This window comes from Massilia sp. (assembly GCF_032106685.1).
Lineage (GTDB): Bacteria > Pseudomonadota > Gammaproteobacteria > Burkholderiales > Burkholderiaceae_D > Telluria.
On record NZ_DAMCPG010000027.1, the window covers coordinates 57,132 to 72,217 of the forward strand.

Sequence of the window (15,086 nt, forward strand, 5' to 3'; positions counted from 1 at the left end):
ATAGTGGCCCGGCACGCCGTATAATCGCCCACCTCCCTCCACCAAAGCGCACGTCCCGTGACCAGCCGTCCCCGCATCCTGATCGTCAGCCCGGCCGCCGCCAGCGACAACAACGGCAACTGGCAGACCGCCAGCCGCTGGGCGCGGATGCTGGGCGGGCAGTACCAGGTCGAGGTCGCGGGCGGCTGGCCCGCGCCCGGCGCTCTGGACGCCCCCGACCTGCTGGTCGCCCTGCATGCACGCCGCTCGGCCGCGGCGCTGGCCGCCTTCCGCGCGGCCTTTCCGCAGCGCCCGGCCGTGCTGGCGCTGACCGGTACCGACCTCTACCGCGACATCGACGCCGATCCCGAGGCACGCTCCTCGCTCGAGCGCGCCAGCGCCCTGGTCGTGCTGCAGGAGGCCGCCCTCGCGCGCCTGCCGGCGCCGCTGCGCGCCAAGGCGCGCGTCATCTACCAGTCCGCGCCCACGCTGGCGCCGGCGGCGCCCGCCATACCCCGTGCCGAGCGCATCGAGATCTGCATGATCGGCCACCTGCGCCCGGAGAAGGACCCGCAGACCTTCATGCGCGCCGCCGTGCTGGTAACGGACCCGCGCGTGCGCCTGCTGCACATCGGGGGCGCCCTCGACCCGGCGCTGGAGGCGGCCGCGCGCGCGACCCAGAACGCAACGCCGCGCTACCGCTGGCTCGGCCCCTTGCCGCATGACGAGGCGCGGGCGCGCCTGGCCGCCTGCCATGCGATGGTCATCGCGTCGCGCATGGAAGGCGGCGCCAACGTCATCATCGAAGCGGTGACCAGCGGCGTGCCGGTGCTGGCCTCGAACATCGAGGGCAACCGCGGCATGCTGGGGGCGGACTACGCCGGCTACTTCCCGCTGGGCGACGCCGCCGCGCTGGCCGCCCTGATCGAGCGCAGCGCGCGCGATGCGGCCTTCGCCGCCCTGCTGCGCCGCCAGTGCGCGGCGCGCGCCGCGCGGTTCGCCCCGGCCGCCGAGCAAGCGGCGCTGGCCGACTTGGTGGATAATCTGCTGCGCGCGCGAGCGCCTTGAACAACTACGAAATGGAACCGAACATGACCGAGCAGACCATCAAACTGACTTCCTTCTCCCACGGCGGCGGCTGCGGCTGCAAGATCGCCCCCGGCGTGCTGGCCGAGATCCTGAAGAAGTCGAGCGGCTTTCCGGTGCCGCCGCAACTGATGGTCGGCATCGAGACCGCCGACGACGCCGCCGTCTACAAGCTCAACGACGAGCAGGCGCTGATCGCCACCACCGACTTCTTCATGCCGATCGTCGACGATCCCTTCGACTTCGGCCGCATCGCCGCCACCAACGCGATCTCCGACGTGTACGCGATGGGCGGCACGCCGATCATGGCGCTGGCCCTGGTCGGCATGCCGATCAACAAGCTGCCGCTCGAGACGATCGGCGACATCATCCGCGGCGGCGAATCGGTCTGCGCCGAGGCCGGCATCCCGATCGCCGGCGGCCACACCATCGATTCCGTCGAGCCGATCTACGGCCTGGTGGTGATGGGCCTGGTGCATCCGGACAAGGTCAAGCGCAACGCCGACGCCCGCGCCGGCGACCTGCTCATCCTCGGCAAGCCGCTCGGCGTGGGCGTGCTGTCCGCGGCGCTGAAGAAGGACGTGCTGGGCGCGGACGGCTACGCCGCCATGATCGCCAACACGACCAAGCTGAACAAGCCGGGCCGGCTGCTCGCCGGAATGGACGGCGTGCATGCGCTGACCGACGTCACCGGCTTCGGCCTGCTGGGCCACCTGCTGGAGCTGGCGCGTGGCGCCCAATTGCAGGCCGAGCTCGACATGGATGCGATTCCCCTGCTGCCCGGCGTGCTCCAATTGGCCCAAGACGGCTATTTCACCGGCGCATCTGGGCGCAACTGGGACGCCTACGGCAAGGACGTTGCGCTGTTCGATGCCGTCACGCCGGCCCAGCGCGCCCTGCTGACCGACCCGCAGACCTCGGGCGGCCTGCTGGTGTCCTGCGCGCCGGAAGCAGCCGACGAGGTCCTGGCCCTGTTCGCGCGCGAGGGCTTCGGCGAGGCGAAAGTCGTCGGCCGCATGACGCAAGGCGTGGCGCGCGTCGTCGTGCGCGGCTGAACCCGGCGCGCCGGCTGGCGCCGGCACGCACGGCGGCGTCGACCGGCACGGTATTTCTAGATGTCAACAGGAATATTTTGCATCTGCAAGGCAACATAGTTGCATTCCTGAGAATTGTCGGTTGTATAATCACGGGGCCGGCGCAGACCGGCCTCGCAATTCCGACGACACCAGAGAGACAATGCCGACCCCCGTGGCCGCTCAAGCGCCCTTCGACACCGTATCCGACCATGCCACCGACTGGTTGACCCGGCTGGGCAATGTCGTTCTCACGACCGACAGCCGCCAGCGCCGCACCCTGGGCCTGCTGTTGCTGGCCGCCCTGGTGTCGATGACCGTCATGCCGCTGCTGGTGTATGCGGCCATGCTGGGCGTGACCAGGCTCCAGCATGTCGCCTGGCTGGCGGCATGCTTCGGCGTCTTCGTCCTCGGCTTCTATGCCGCGATCCGCAGCGGCTACAACCGGCGCTTCCGCGACCCGACCCTGGCCCTGCCCCAAGTGATCTCGGCCCAGACCCTGATCGCCGCCGGCTACGCGATGACCGGCCCGGTGCATGGCGCCACCGTGATCATGCTCTGCCTGGTGATGGTGTTCGGCATGTTCAGCCTGCGTCCCGTGGCGCTGCGCGTGGCCAGCCTGTACACGGTGACGGTCATGGGCGTGGTGATGTACTGGTGCGCTCGCCACCAGAGCGCGCTGTACCCGGCGCAGCTCGAACTATTCAACTTTGCGCTGATGGCGATCGTCATGATCGCCATTTCCCAGCTCTCCGGCCAGCTGATGAACATGCGCACCCGCGTCAAGACCCAGAAGATCGCGCTGGAGCAGGCGCTGGCCCACATCAAGGAAATGGCGGCGAAGGACGAACTGACCGGGCTGCCGAACCGCCGCCGCATGATGACGCTGCTGCAGGAGCACGCGACCCGCCACGCACGCGGCGGGCCCCGCTTCTACGTCTGCATCATCGACCTCGACCATTTCAAGAGCATCAACGACACCTATGGCCATGCCGCGGGCGATGCCGTGCTGCGCGCCTTCGCGACCCAGGCCCAGCAGATCCTGCGCACCACCGACATGATCGGCCGCTGGGGCGGCGAGGAATTCCTGCTGCTCCTGCCCGAAACCCCACCGGGCGACCCCGCGCTGGGCGTGGCGCGCCTGCGCGAGGCGCTGGCATCGATGCCGGCCAGTGCGGCGCTGCCGGACCTGCGCGTGCGCTTCTCGGCCGGCTTCGCCCGCTACGACGATGGCGAGCCGATCGACCAGGCGATCGAGCGTGCCGACCGCGCCCTGTATGCGGCCAAGTCGGCCGGGCGCAACCGCAGCGTGGCCCTGTAGCAGATCCTATTCCCGCTCGCGCGAGCGGCGGCGGATGTCGTCGTGGCGATCGCCGCGGCGCACGACGGCCGGACGGCGCAGGTCGTGCAGCAGGCGCGCCACCAGCACCAGTCCCAGCAGCAGCGCGATAAAGGCCAGCATGACCGACAGCGGCAATCCGAACAATTCGCCCTGATCCATGACACCTCCCGTTCCCTGGAAAATCGCCCTCTATTTACCGGGCGCAAGAACGTAATGTGCCACTTCTATTCCTGCTGGAAATTGACCCAACTCAAGGTGCGCATCAGGCTTGCGCAGCCGCTACACTTGCTCGGTGGCCCGTAGGGTGGACGGGTTTCCCGTCCACGCGTTTAACGCACGTGTGCGCGTCCTGGCGCATGGCCGGAGGCCGCCGTTCACCCGCGGTTCTGGTCGCCTTCGCGTTCCCCCATCTGTTCCGTCGAGGTCTGCATACCCTGGTTGAACGCGTGGACGGGAAAACCCGTCCACCCTACGTCCCTCCAGCCGTGTTGCCGCTTCGCCGCCGGCGCATCAGGGCGCCGTCGACATCGGCCGCGTCCGCTCGGGCTTGCCGCGCCCGACCCGCTCGTACTCGGCGATCACCTGCGCGCCGAACAGCAGCAGCGTGGCGCCGATCTCGAGGCTGAACATGACCACGATCGCCGTCGTCATCGAGCCATAGACCACGTTCACCTGCGACAGCGTGGAGAAATACCACACCAGCACGTGGCGCGCGAGTTCCCACAGCAAGGCCGCGGTGACGCCGCCGACCAGCGCATGCGACAGCGACAGGCGCCCGACCGGCATCACCAGGTAGATCGAGGTCAGCACCAGGATCTCGCCGAGCAGGCCGAGCAGGTAGAGCAAGGCGCCCGACACGCCGCCCAGCGACCAGCGGTAGCCGAACAGCTCGACGTGCTCCTGGCCCAGCACCTGCAGTGTCCCCGCCACCAGGGTCACCAGCATCACGCCGAAGCCCAACGCCAGGATGTAGCAGTAAGGCAGCACCGCCGACACCAGGAAATGGCGGCGCCGGATCGCGACCCGGTGCACGAAGATCACGCTCATGGCGTTTTCCAGCACCGTAAAGGCGAGCGAGCTGAAGAACAGCATGGTCACCCCCAGCACCCAGGTGATGAGGTCGCGGTTGTCGAGGAAGTTGGCGACCTCGGCCACGATCGAGGCCGACTGGCCCGGCACCAGCAGCTCGAGGTAGCGGCGCAGGGTTTCCAGCAATTCGGCCTGGTCGATGAAGTGCGACAGCGCCACCACCACCAGCATCAGGAAGGGCACGATCGAGAGCAGCGCGTAATAGGCGACGGCGCCCGCCAGCAGCAGGCCCTGGTTGGCCCGGAAGCCGCGCAGCACGGCGAGCGTGAAGGCGAGCGGATGCGAGAAGATGTAGGCGTTGGCGCGCCGGTTCAGGATCCGGATGCGGGCGCGCCGGACCGACTGCCAGCGCAGGCGCATCATCGCGCCAGCCTGATCCCGGTGAACTGCCAACGCGCTCCGGCGGGGAAGAAATTACGGTAGCTGGCGCGCGCATGGCCGCCGGGGGTGGCGCAGGACGAGCCGCGCAGCACGTACTGGTTGACCATGAACTTGCCGTTGTATTCGCCGATCGCCCCCGGCGCCGGCGCAAAGCCGGGGTAAGGCGCATAGCTGCTGCTGGTCCATTGCCAGCAGGCGCCGAACATCTGGGCCAGGCCCGTGTCTGCGGCCGCCGCAGCGGGATGGAAGCGCCCGGCCTCGATGCTGGCCTGGCGCGCCGCGAATTCCCACTCGGCCTCGGTCGGCAGGCGCGCACCGCGCCAGCGCGCATAGGCGTCGGCCTCGTACAGCGACAGGTGGGTCACCGGCCGCGCCGCATCCAGCGGCAAGAGGCCATGCAGGGTGAACTCGCGCCAGGCGCCGTCGTCTTCCCGGCGCCAGTAGAGGGGGTGCAATATCTCGCCGGCCACGACCTTGTCCCAGCCTTCGGCCAGCCACAGGTTCGGGTCGCGGTAGCCGCCGGCCTCGATGAATTCCAGGTATTCGCCGTTCGTCACCAGGCGCGACGCAATCTCGAAAGGCGCAAGATAGGCACGGTGGCGCGGCAGCTCGTTGTCGAAGCAGAAGCCGTGGCCGTCGTGGCCGATCTCGGCCAGCCCGCCCTCGCAGCGGATCCATGCCAGGGGCCCGGGCGCGGCGGCGGCTCCGAGCGGCTCGTCGACGTAGGCCGGGCACAGGGGATTCTGGGCCAGCAGGTGCTTGAGGTCGGTGAGCATCAGCTCCTGGTGCTGCTGCTCGTGCTGCAGGCCGAGTTCGACCAGGGCGGCCAGCTTTGTATCATTGCCGCGCTGTGCCAACAGGCGACTCATGCGCCGGTCGACGTCCTGCCGGTAGGCGCGCACCTCGTCCAGCGAAGGACGGGTCAGCAGGCCGCGCTGGGGACGCGGGTGCTTCGCGCCGACGCCGTTGTAATAGGAATTGAACAGCACCCGGAAAGCCTGGTGGAAAGGCGCGAAACCGTCCTCGACCTGCTCGAGGATGAAGGTCTCGAAGAACCAGGTGGTGTGGGCCAGGTGCCACTTGATCGGGCTGGCGTCGGGCATCGACTGGGCGCAGCAGTCCTCGCTCGACAGGGGTTCGGCCAGGTGCAGCGAGCGCTGGCGCACTTGAGGAAAAAGTACTGCGTGAAAATGGAGCTGCTCCATCGCGCCTCCCTACTCGGCCACGGCCGCCGCCTGGGCATGGATGACGGCAAACCAGCGCTGCGGATCGGTCCACACGCGGCTGGCTTCGAAGCCGGCCTGTTCCAGCAAGCCGATGGCGTCGGCCTGGCGGTACTTGTAGCTGTTTTCCGTGTGGATGCGTTCGCCGGCCGCGAAGTCGCGCCCGCCGCCCGGCCAGCACACCCGCTGCGCGCTGCGCGCTTCCAGGTGCATCTCGACCCGGCCCAGCGCTTCGTTGTAGAAGCCGACGTGGCGCCAGGCGCGGATGTCGAAGTCGGCGCCGAGCAGCGTATTCACATGGCGCAGCACGTTCAGGTTGAAGGCGGCGGTCACGCCCAGCGCGTCGTCGTAGGCGGCATCGAGCACGGCCTTGTCCTTGGCCAGGTCGATCCCGATCAGCAGGCCCCCGTCCGGGCCGCACTGGCGGCGCAGGCGGCGCAGGAAGGCGCGCGCCTCGGGCGGCGTGAAGTTGCCCAGCGAGGAACCGGGATAGAAGAACAGGCGGCGCTCGGCGTGCACGCTGGCGGGCAGGTCGAGCCGGTTGGAAAAGTCCAGCCCCAGGGCCTGCATGTCGATGGCGGGGAAACGCTGGCGCAGGCGCGCCAGGGCGTCGCTGACGAACTCGCTGGAAATGTCCACCGCCACGTACTGGCGCGGGCGCAGCAGCGGGAACAGCGAGGCCGCCTTGGCGCAGTTGCCCGCGCCCAGGTCGACCAGGGTGGCGCCCTGGCCGGCCACGCGCGCGATCTCGGCGCCGTGGCGGGCGAAGATGCCGGCCTCGGTGCGGGTCGGATAGTATTCCGGCAGCTCGCAGATCGCCTCGAACAGTTTCGAGCCGAGCGCGTCGTACAGGAATTTCGGCGAAATGCTTGCCTGGCGGGCGTTCAGGCCGTCGTACAGCTCGGCGGGAACATGGGCACTGGCAACGGTTTCGCGCTTTTCGGTCGTGCAAGACGTCATCATAAGGTTTATCATTCGTGCCGCCGCAGCGCACCATGCGCCCTGGCCTGGGAGGTGTTGCCGTTTTTGCTATCATAGCGGAACGTCCAAATCTTCCGCGTTCGCCTGCCGCCAAGCGTGCAGGCCGTCCAGGTTTCCCCGAATCGACCAATAAGAGAGCCAATATGTCCCCACTGTCCACCCTGAAATCGTTGTTGGCGGCATCCGCCGCCGCATCCCTGCTGTTCGCCGCGCCCGGCGCCTCGGCCCAGAACACGCCCGGCGTGCTGAAGGTTTCGGCGATTCCCGACGAAGCGCCGACCGAACTGCAGCGCAAGTTCAAGCCGCTGGGCGACTACCTGGCCAAGGCCACCGGCCTGAAGGTCGAGTTCACCCCGGTGACCGACTACGCCGCCTCGGTCGAGGGCCTGATCAACAAGAAGCTCGACATGGTCTGGTTCGGCGGCTTCACCTTCGTGCAGGCCAACGTACGCAGCAAGGGGCAGGTGACGCCGCTGGTGCAGCGCGCCGAGGACGAGAAATTCCGCTCGGTGTTCATCACCACCAACCCGGCCATCCACAAGCTCGAGGACCTGCGCGACAAGACCCTGTCGTTCGGCTCGGAATCGTCGACTTCGGGCCACCTGATGCCGCGCTCGTTCCTGCTGGGCGCGAAGATCAATCCGGACACCGACCTGAAACGCGTTTCGTTCTCGGGCGCGCACGACGCCACCGTCGCCGCCGTCGCGGGCGGCAAGGTCGATGCCGGCGCACTGAACATCTCGGTCTGGGAAAAGCTGGTCGAGGCAAACAAGGTCGATCCGAAAACCGTGCGCGTGTTCTACACCACCCCCGGTTACTACGACTACAACTGGTCGGTGCGTTCGGACATGAACCCGGCGCTGCAGAAGAAGATCCGCGACGCCTTCCTGGCGCTGGACGAATCCACCCCGCAGGGCAAGGAAATCCTGGAACTGCAGCGCGCCAGCAAGTTCGTGCCGACGAAAGCCGAGAACTACAAGGCGATCGAAGCGGCCGCGCGCAACGCCGGCCTGCTGAAGTAAGGCATCTGGTAAGACAAGGACCGTGCAGATGAGTTTCAAGCTCGACAGGCTGACAGTGCGCCACCTCAACGGCAGCCGCGCTCCCGCGCTGCAGGAGCTCGACCTGGCCGTCGCGCCGGGCGAGCAGCTGGCCCTGATCGGCCCGTCGGGTGCGGGCAAGACGACGCTGTTGTCGACCCTTGCCTGCGCGCACCAGCCAGCCGAAGGCGGCTTCGCCATCTTCGGCCAGGACCCGTGGGCCTTGCCGCAGCGCGCGCGCCACGCCCTGCGTGCGCGCCTGTTCCTGGCCCCGCAGACGCCGCCGTTGCCGCCGCGCCAGCGCGTGGTCACGGCCGTGCTGGCCGCGCGCCTGCCGCAGTGGAGCCTGGGCCAGGCCCTCGCCTCGCTGTTCAGGCCGGCCGATCCCGACGCCGCCTACGACGCGCTGGCGCGCTTCGGCCTCGGCGACAAACTCTATGCGCGGGTCGACCGCCTGTCCGGCGGCGAGCGCCAGCGCTGCAGCCTGGCGCGGCTGCTGTTGTCGAAGGCGGAAGCCTTCCTGGTCGACGAGCCGATCTCGGCCCTCGACCCGGCCCTGGCCCAGCTGACGCTGGCGACCCTGCAGCAGGAAGCGGCCGCGCGCAATGCGACGCTGGTGTGCAGCCTGCACCAGGTCGAGATGGCGCGCGCCAACTTCGCCCGCATCGTCGGCCTGCGCGCCGGCCGCATCGTGTTCGACCTGCCGCGCGAGCAGGTCACCGACGCGATGATCGCCGCCCTCTACCAGAACGAAACGATCGCCCCGCAGCCGGACCATCCGCACGACACGCCCGAGCGCATCGCCGTCGGCGCCTGCTTCTGATCCCGCATCCGATCCCCTGATCGATGAGTTCACTTCCCCTGCATCCGGACCCGGCCTGGCGCGGCCGCCTGCTCGCCTGCGCGCTCGGCGCCGCCCTGCTCTGGCCGATGCTGGTCTACAGCGAGTTCAAGCCCTGGCTGCTGTTCGACCTGCAAAGCCTGGCCGCGGCCGGCAACTTCCTGTCCGATTTCCTGCGTCCCGCGCACTCCGCCGAATTCCTGGCGATGGTGCTGCGCGAGACCTGGATCACGGTGGCGATCGCCACCTGCGGCCTGTTCCTGGCCCTGCTGGGCGCGATTCCCGCAACCCTGCTGGTGAGCGAGCGCCTGTCGGTGTCGCGACTGGGCACGGGCCGCATGCGCCCGCTGAGCGCGGCCGTGCGCCAGGCGGTGCGCTGGGTGCTGGTGCTGCTGCGCAGCGTGCCCGAACTGGTGTGGGCGCTGCTGTTCGTGCGCGTGGTGGGGCTGGGCCCGACCGCCGGCGTGCTGGCGATCGCCCTCACCTACTGCGGCATGCTGGCGAAGGTCTATGCCGAGATCCTCGAGTCGGGCGACGCCCACGCTACCGAGGCCCTGCTCGCCAACGGCAGCGGCCGCCTCCCGGCGCTGCTGTACGGCGCCATGCCCGATTCGGCGGCCGAACTGGTGTCCTACACCGTCTACCGCTGGGAGTGCGCGATCCGCGGCTCGGCCGTGATGGGCTTCGTCGGCGCCGGCGGCCTGGGCCAGCGGATGGATGAATCGACCAAGATGATGGCCGGCGGCGAAGTGTCCACCATGCTGCTGATGTTCGTGCTGCTGGTGGCCGCCGCCGACCTGGTCTCGAAGCTGCTGCGCCGGAGGCTGGGATGAGCGAACCTGCCCGCACCCTGCGCACTCCGCCGGCTGCGCCGCGCCGCGGCCTGGGCACGCCGCTGCTCCTGCTCGGCCTGGCCGCGCTGGTGGTGGCCAGCTTCGCCACCCTGCGGCTGGACCTGGCCGCGTTCTTCACGCCCGAGGCGGTGACGACCACGCTGGAATTCCTGGCCGGCTTCGCGCCGCCCGAGACCGCCACGCCCTTCCTGCTGAAGACCCTGGAGGCGGCCATCGAAACCCTGTCGATGTCGGCCCTGGGCACCCTGCTGGCCGTGCTCGCCGGCCTGGTGCTGGCGCTGCCGGCGGCCGGGCGCTGGGGCGCGACGCCGCGGGCCGCGGTGCGGCTCGTGCTGAACGTGCTGCGCTCGATTCCGGAACTGGTCTGGGCGGCGCTGCTGCTGGTCGCCGCCGGCCTGGGCCCGTTCGCCGGCACCCTGGCGCTGGCCGCGCACACCTCCGGCGTGCTGGGCCGCCTGTTCGCCGACGCGCTGGAAAACGCCGAACCGCTGCCGGAAACGAGCCTGCGCACCAACGGCGCGCCGGCGCTGGCCGCCTTCTTCTATGCGACCCTGCCCCAGACCCTGCCGCAGATGCTGTCCTACACGCTGTACCGCTGGGAGAACAACATCCGCGCCGCCGCCGTGCTGGGCGTGGTCGGCGCCGGCGGCCTGGGCCAGATGCTGAAGTACCATTTGTCCCTGTTCCAGATGCAGAGCGCGGCCACCGTGGTGATCGCGATGCTGCTGCTGGTGGCGCTGGTCGATGCGATCAGTTTCGCGCTGCGGCGCGCCCTCACCCGATAAGGACCGTACGCCCATGCTGGAACTGCGCGAGCTCACCAAGACCTACGGCGGACGCACCGTGCTGTCGCAGCTGTCGCATCGCTTCGCGCCGGGCGCTTTCGTAGCCATCATGGGCGAGTCGGGCGTGGGCAAGTCGACCCTGCTGAACCTGATCGCGGGGCTCGACGCACCCACCGGCGGCCAGGTGCTGGTCGACGGCACGCCGATGTCGGCGCTCGACGACGACGCCGCCACCCGCCTGCGCCGCACGCGCATGGGCTTCATCTTCCAGGCCTTCCACGTGCTGCCGCACCTGACGCTGCAGCAGAACGTGGCGCTGCCGCTGCTGCTGAACCGCGACGCCACCGCGCGCGCCGAAGAGATGCTGGCGGCCGTCGGCCTGGCCGGTCGCGGGGACGATTTCCCGCGCCAGCTGTCGGGCGGCGAGCTGCAGCGCGTGGCGATTGCGCGCGCCCTGGTGCACCGGCCGGCCCTGCTGCTGGCGGACGAGCCGACCGGCAACCTCGACCCCGAAACGGCCGGCGGCATCCTGCGCCTGCTGCGCGCCGAGATCAAGGCCAACGGCGCCGGCGCCATCATGGTCACCCACTCCCACGCCGCGGCCGAGATGGCCGACCAGGTGCTGGTGCTCACCCGTTCCGGTTTGCAATTAGCGTAAATTCCCAGCGGAAAGAGCGACGTTAGCCCGGCTTTGTGGACAGTTGTTGTTTGAATAGTGCGCGGCACACCGCATAGCCGTAGTACTATCACAACGACCCGCACGCATAAGCAATCACAACATCGGGCGCTTCCAGAACGGTCCTGTCCCCTCAACCAGATTGTGCATTTGGAGGAGTACATGAGCGTACGCCAAAAAAAACAGGAAATGCTGGCCGCGATGCACCGAGCGCGCGCCCTCGAGCCGTCGAGCTTCGTTCCCAACAAGCTGCTCGACACCCTGATCGAAAAGTTGCACCTTAAAAATGACGCCGAGCTGTGCCGGGTGCTGGAAGTGCAGCCGCCGATCATCAGCAAGATCCGTCACCGCAAGCTCAATGTCGGCGCCACGATCCTGTTGCGCATGCACGAGAAGTCGAACATCCCGATCCGCGAGCTGAAGGAACTGACCTCGGCCTCGACCTCGGTGCACTGACCAAGGCGGACGAAGCAAACGAGGCGGCCCTTCAGTGGCCGCCTCGTGGTGTCGATGCCCAGGGCGGACCGGCGCCCGCCCGGAGGTCAACCGGCGCCGGGCGGGCGGCCGGTCTTCAGTTGCGGCAAACCGTCGAGCACCTGGCGCAGGGTCGCCATGTCGAGACGGCCGACGAGCGCGACGCCGATGCGCAGCAATTCGCTTTTCTTGATCTCGAAGCCGGCCTTCAGGCAGGCCTGCTTCACCTCCGCCAGGACCGCGTATTCCTGCTCGGGCATGGTGAAGCTGTCGCGCACCAGGGCCGGGCGCGCCACCGCATCGGATGCCGGCGCCGCCGCCTGCACGCGGGCCCGCACGCCGCTCTTGCCCGCGGCCTTGGCCAGGGCCTTGGCCGCCGCCTTGGCCGCGACCGCGGGCTGCTTGGCCGCCACGCCGCGCGCCGCCGGCTTGGCGGCCGTCCTGGCTGCGGACTCCGTTGGCGTCCTGGCGGCCGGCTTGGTTGCAGCCTTGGTTGCGGTCTTGGTTGCGGCCTTGGTTGCGCGCGGCGCGGGCGCGGCTTTCCGGGCCGGCGCCTTGGCCGCCGGCACCGCCTTGGCCGCCGTGGCTTTCGCCGCCCTGGCGGGCGCTTTCGCAGCGCCCTTCGCACTGGTCTTCCTGCCGGCCGCCGGGGCTGCCTGGGTTGCTTTCGATGCTGACGGCGCCGCCTTCGCGGCCGCGCCTGCGGACGCACGCGCGCCCGTCTTTGCCCGCGCCGCGGCGCTTGCGGGCACGGCTTCGGGAACCGGTTTTCTGGTCATTAGGTATTCCACTGCTTAAACAAGGTAAACAATATAGTCGATCACGCGGATTCCCGGTAGTGCGTCGCGCCAGGCGTGCCGCGGCTTGTCCCGTCAGGCGCACCCGCCTGCGCACGCAGATGGAGCTCGCGGATGACGCCGGCGCGCAGGCCCGCCTGCGACGGCAGCACCGCGTCGATGCCGAGCTCCTCGACCAGCGCCAGCAGCATCGCCAGGCCGCCCGCGACCTGGGCCGCCCGTCCCGGCTGGGGCCAGCGCGCCGCGATCCGCGCCAGCTCGCCGTTCTCGATCAGCACGCGGCGCAGCGCATACAGGCGGCCCGCATACAGCGGCCGTGCCGCCGGCAGCAGTTCGCCCGCCAGCTCGGCCAGCATGCGCACGCTGCCGCAGGCGCCGTAGGCGCGCTCCCAGCCGCGCATGCCGGGCGCGGCGCCGGCGTCGACGAAGCGGCTGCGCGAGGATTCGAGGGCGGCCTCGAAAGCGCTCGGGGCGATGCCGTCGCCGAAGAAGGCCAGCCCGTGGCGCAACGCCCCCACGCCGTAGGACTGCACGCGCTCGATGCGCTCGCCGCACCCGACCGCCAGCTCGGTCGAGCCGCTGCCGATGTCGAGCACCAGCCGGCGCTCCCGCGCCCCCGTCAAGCCGGCCGCCACGCCGAGGTAGACCAGCCTGCCCTCTTCCTCGGGCCCGATCAGGTCGACCGGATGGCCGATGGCCGCCTGCGCGGCCGGGAAGAAGGTCGGCGCATTGCGCGCCATGCGCAGCGCGGAACTGGCCACGACGCGCACCGCGCGCGGCCGCCACGGTTCGAGCGTCGCCCGGAACCGGCGCAGGCAGTCGAGCGCGCGGCGCATCGCGTCGGCCTTGAAGCCGCCGTCGGCATCGAGCTCGGCGCCCAGGCGCAGCGGCTCGCTCAGGGTGGCGAGCACCCGCACCGCGCCGTCCACGCAGCTCGCCACGTACAGGCGAAAGCCGTCCGAACCGAGTTCGACGGCGGCGTACAACGGTTCCGTATCGGATGGCGTGGTCATCTGCGTGCGTTGTGATCGAATGTGCACGCAGTATGGCGGGGCTTTGTGACGGCCCGATGACCCGGCCGCCGCGGGTGCGGGCAGGCCGCCCGGATTTCGATCGGTCAGGCGTCCGGCGCCGGCGCCCGCGGCGCGACGTGGATCCGGTTGCGGCCGGCGTCCTTGGCGGCGCGCATGGCTTCGCCGGCGCGCTGCAGCAGGGCGACGTTGCTGTCGTCGGCGCGGATGGTGGTGACGCCGAAGCTGGCGGTCATCGAGATCATGGCCCGCTCGGTCTTCACCGGCGTGGCCTCGATCGCGCCGCGCATGCGCTCGGCCACGATCATCGCTTCCTCGAGGCCGGTGCGCGGCAGCAGCACCGCGAACTCGCCGCCCACCAGCCGCGCCAGCTGGTCGCTGTCGCGCAGCTGGCGCTTGCACAGCGCGGCCACGTGGCGCAGTACGACGTCGCCGGCCGGGTGGCCGTAGCCGTCGTTGACGCGCTTGAAGCCGTCCAGGTCGAGCACGACCAGCGCGGTCGGCAGGCCCGGGCGGCGCGCCAGCGCCATCCAGGGCGCCAGCGTGTTGAAGAAGCCGCGCCGGTTCGGGGCGTCGGTGACGGTGTCGACGACCTCCAGGCGCCCGAGCTCGGCCTGCAGGCGTTCGCGCGCCAGCAGCAGGCAGCCGAAGCCGCCGACCAGCATCAGGAGGTACAGGGCGGCGCTGGAAAGCTGGCGCAGCAGCTCGTGCGAGAGCCAGCGCCAGCCGTCCGGGGTGACCAGCACCAGGATCCCGCGCGCGGCCACCACCAGGGCCAGCAGCGCCGTGACGATCGCCAGCGTGCGTTGCAGCATGCTGGCCTTGCGCCAGCCATGGGCCAGGGCGGCGCCGGCCAGCAGGTAGAAGCCGCCCAGCAGCAGCAGCGCGGCCAGGTTGCGCAGGCCGATGTCGTCGATCAGGTGGCAGACCAGGAACACGGCGACAGCCAGCACGGCCAGCGGCACCATCGCGCGGCGGCAGCCGGTCTTGCCGGCCGCTTCCCACAGCGCGCCCGATTCGAGCGCGACGCCGCCCACCAGCAGCGCCCAGCCGGCGGGCAGCGCCAGCGGCTCGGGCACCACGCCGGCCCCGCCCAGCGCCAGCAGCACCCAGGCCGCCGCCTGCACCTGGCGCGACAGGCTCCAGGACGCCATGGCCGGTGCGCGCGGCGCGCCGTAGTCGAAGAAGAACAGGAGGCTGCACAGGGCCAGGTTGCCCAGTGCCAGCACCAATACCATGGTCGTCGAATCGAGGTTCAGCATCGGGTCTCTTTAAAATTCGTGTTCGACGCTGGTGGTGCCGTCGCCCACCCGGCTGGCCCAGGCGCGCGCCCAGCATTCGCGGTCGAGTTCGCTCGGCGCCTCGTTCCAGAACACGATCAGGGTGCCCTTGTGGTCGTGCAGCTGCGTCACCCGCTCGACGAAACCGGTGTTG

At 69.8% G+C, this 15,086-nt stretch carries 16 protein-coding genes; 9 read left to right on the forward strand and 7 right to left on the reverse strand.

Annotated elements, in window-relative coordinates:
- Window positions 1-57: 57 nt before the first annotated feature.
- The 3 genes from senB (at window position 58) to RT688_RS15330 (ending at window position 3,459) form a co-directional block, all read left to right on the forward strand.
- On the forward strand, window positions 58-1,047 hold the full coding sequence (senB, locus tag RT688_RS15320; protein WP_313705714.1) for a selenoneine biosynthesis selenosugar synthase SenB: 990 nt from the start codon (window positions 58-60) through the stop codon (window positions 1,045-1,047).
- Between the two features lie 23 nt (window positions 1,048-1,070).
- A complete protein-coding gene (gene selD / locus RT688_RS15325; protein WP_313705728.1) occupies window positions 1,071-2,120 on the forward strand; it encodes a selenide, water dikinase SelD in 1,050 nt (349 codons plus the stop codon).
- A 181-nt stretch (window positions 2,121-2,301) separates the two neighbouring features.
- Complete coding sequence (locus RT688_RS15330) at window positions 2,302-3,459, forward strand: GGDEF domain-containing protein (RefSeq protein WP_313705715.1); 1,158 nt, start codon at window positions 2,302-2,304, stop codon at window positions 3,457-3,459.
- A gap of 6 nt (window positions 3,460-3,465) precedes the next feature.
- Here the strand turns inward: RT688_RS15330 and RT688_RS15335 are convergent, their stop codons facing one another.
- The 4 genes from RT688_RS15335 to egtD form a co-directional block, all read right to left on the reverse strand.
- Complete coding sequence (locus RT688_RS15335) at window positions 3,466-3,639, reverse strand: hypothetical protein (protein ID WP_217619233.1); 174 nt, start codon at window positions 3,637-3,639, stop codon at window positions 3,466-3,468.
- Between the two features lie 351 nt (window positions 3,640-3,990).
- Complete coding sequence (locus RT688_RS15340; protein WP_313705716.1) at window positions 3,991-4,932, reverse strand: YihY/virulence factor BrkB family protein; 942 nt, start codon at window positions 4,930-4,932, stop codon at window positions 3,991-3,993.
- A complete protein-coding gene (gene egtB, locus RT688_RS15345) occupies window positions 4,929-6,155 on the reverse strand; it encodes an ergothioneine biosynthesis protein EgtB (protein ID WP_313705717.1) in 1,227 nt (408 codons plus the stop codon). Before egtB ends, RT688_RS15340 begins: the two co-directional genes overlap by 4 nt.
- A 9-nt stretch (window positions 6,156-6,164) precedes the next feature.
- Complete coding sequence (gene egtD / locus RT688_RS15350) at window positions 6,165-7,136, reverse strand: L-histidine N(alpha)-methyltransferase (RefSeq protein ID WP_313705718.1); 972 nt, start codon at window positions 7,134-7,136, stop codon at window positions 6,165-6,167.
- 161 nt (window positions 7,137-7,297) lie between these two features.
- On the opposite strand from egtD, the gene RT688_RS15355 reads away from it, so the two are divergent.
- From RT688_RS15355 to RT688_RS15380, 6 genes are all read left to right on the forward strand, one after another.
- Complete coding sequence (locus RT688_RS15355) at window positions 7,298-8,176, forward strand: putative selenate ABC transporter substrate-binding protein (protein WP_313705719.1); 879 nt, start codon at window positions 7,298-7,300, stop codon at window positions 8,174-8,176.
- A 28-nt stretch (window positions 8,177-8,204) separates the two neighbouring features.
- The gene (locus tag RT688_RS15360; RefSeq protein WP_313705720.1) at window positions 8,205-9,017 is read left to right on the forward strand and encodes an ATP-binding cassette domain-containing protein; all 813 of its coding nucleotides are present in this window, start codon (window positions 8,205-8,207) and stop codon (window positions 9,015-9,017) included.
- 23 nt (window positions 9,018-9,040) lie between these two features.
- Window positions 9,041-9,868, forward strand: a complete 828-nt coding sequence (locus RT688_RS15365; protein WP_313705721.1) for an ABC transporter permease — start codon at window positions 9,041-9,043, stop codon at window positions 9,866-9,868.
- Window positions 9,865-10,674, forward strand: coding sequence for a phosphonate ABC transporter, permease protein PhnE (gene phnE, locus RT688_RS15370; protein ID WP_313705722.1), 810 nt, complete (start codon window positions 9,865-9,867; stop codon window positions 10,672-10,674). The genes RT688_RS15365 and phnE overlap by 4 nt, the downstream gene beginning before the upstream one ends.
- Window positions 10,675-10,687: 13 nt before the next feature.
- A complete protein-coding gene (locus tag RT688_RS15375; protein ID WP_313705723.1) occupies window positions 10,688-11,332 on the forward strand; it encodes an ABC transporter ATP-binding protein in 645 nt (214 codons plus the stop codon).
- A gap of 180 nt (window positions 11,333-11,512) precedes the next feature.
- Window positions 11,513-11,806, forward strand: coding sequence for a hypothetical protein (locus RT688_RS15380; RefSeq protein WP_312554416.1), 294 nt, complete (start codon window positions 11,513-11,515; stop codon window positions 11,804-11,806).
- Between the two features lie 86 nt (window positions 11,807-11,892).
- Here RT688_RS15380 and RT688_RS15385 read toward each other — a convergent pair whose 3' ends face one another.
- The 3 genes from RT688_RS15385 to RT688_RS15395 all read right to left on the reverse strand — a co-directional run bounded on the left by RT688_RS15385 (window position 11,893) and on the right by RT688_RS15395 (window position 14,914).
- Complete coding sequence (locus tag RT688_RS15385; protein ID WP_313705724.1) at window positions 11,893-12,603, reverse strand: hypothetical protein; 711 nt, start codon at window positions 12,601-12,603, stop codon at window positions 11,893-11,895.
- Between the two features lie 41 nt (window positions 12,604-12,644).
- Window positions 12,645-13,634: a hypothetical protein gene (locus RT688_RS15390; protein ID WP_313705725.1), complete on the reverse strand. Its 990-nt coding sequence runs from the start codon at window positions 13,632-13,634 to the stop codon at window positions 12,645-12,647.
- 104 nt (window positions 13,635-13,738) lie between these two features.
- Window positions 13,739-14,914 (reverse strand): GGDEF domain-containing protein, encoded by a 1,176-nt coding sequence (locus RT688_RS15395; protein WP_313705726.1) that lies wholly within the window; start codon window positions 14,912-14,914, stop codon window positions 13,739-13,741.
- Window positions 14,915-15,086 lie beyond the last annotated feature (172 nt).

What these genes read in the sequence shown, in the direction of transcription:
- selD (WP_313705728.1), top strand. Translation starts at nt 1,071, where the DNA reads ATGACCGAGCAGACCATCAAACTGACTTCCTTCTCCCACGGCGGCGGC.
- RT688_RS15330 (WP_313705715.1), top strand. Translation starts at nt 2,302, where the DNA reads ATGCCGACCCCCGTGGCCGCTCAAGCGCCCTTCGACACCGTATCCGAC.
- RT688_RS15335 (WP_217619233.1), bottom strand. Translation starts at nt 3,639, where the DNA reads ATGGATCAGGGCGAATTGTTCGGATTGCCGCTGTCGGTCATGCTGGCC.
- RT688_RS15340 (WP_313705716.1), bottom strand. Translation starts at nt 4,932, where the DNA reads ATGATGCGCCTGCGCTGGCAGTCGGTCCGGCGCGCCCGCATCCGGATC.
- egtB (WP_313705717.1), bottom strand. Translation starts at nt 6,155, where the DNA reads ATGGAGCAGCTCCATTTTCACGCAGTACTTTTTCCTCAAGTGCGCCAG.
- egtD (WP_313705718.1), bottom strand. Translation starts at nt 7,136, where the DNA reads ATGATGACGTCTTGCACGACCGAAAAGCGCGAAACCGTTGCCAGTGCC.
- RT688_RS15355 (WP_313705719.1), top strand. Translation starts at nt 7,298, where the DNA reads ATGTCCCCACTGTCCACCCTGAAATCGTTGTTGGCGGCATCCGCCGCC.
- RT688_RS15360 (WP_313705720.1), top strand. Translation starts at nt 8,205, where the DNA reads ATGAGTTTCAAGCTCGACAGGCTGACAGTGCGCCACCTCAACGGCAGC.
- RT688_RS15365 (WP_313705721.1), top strand. Translation starts at nt 9,041, where the DNA reads ATGAGTTCACTTCCCCTGCATCCGGACCCGGCCTGGCGCGGCCGCCTG.
- phnE (WP_313705722.1), top strand. Translation starts at nt 9,865, where the DNA reads ATGAGCGAACCTGCCCGCACCCTGCGCACTCCGCCGGCTGCGCCGCGC.
- RT688_RS15375 (WP_313705723.1), top strand. Translation starts at nt 10,688, where the DNA reads ATGCTGGAACTGCGCGAGCTCACCAAGACCTACGGCGGACGCACCGTG.
- RT688_RS15380 (WP_312554416.1), top strand. Translation starts at nt 11,513, where the DNA reads ATGAGCGTACGCCAAAAAAAACAGGAAATGCTGGCCGCGATGCACCGA.
- RT688_RS15385 (WP_313705724.1), bottom strand. Translation starts at nt 12,603, where the DNA reads ATGACCAGAAAACCGGTTCCCGAAGCCGTGCCCGCAAGCGCCGCGGCG.
- RT688_RS15390 (WP_313705725.1), bottom strand. Translation starts at nt 13,634, where the DNA reads ATGACCACGCCATCCGATACGGAACCGTTGTACGCCGCCGTCGAACTC.
- RT688_RS15395 (WP_313705726.1), bottom strand. Translation starts at nt 14,914, where the DNA reads ATGCTGAACCTCGATTCGACGACCATGGTATTGGTGCTGGCACTGGGC.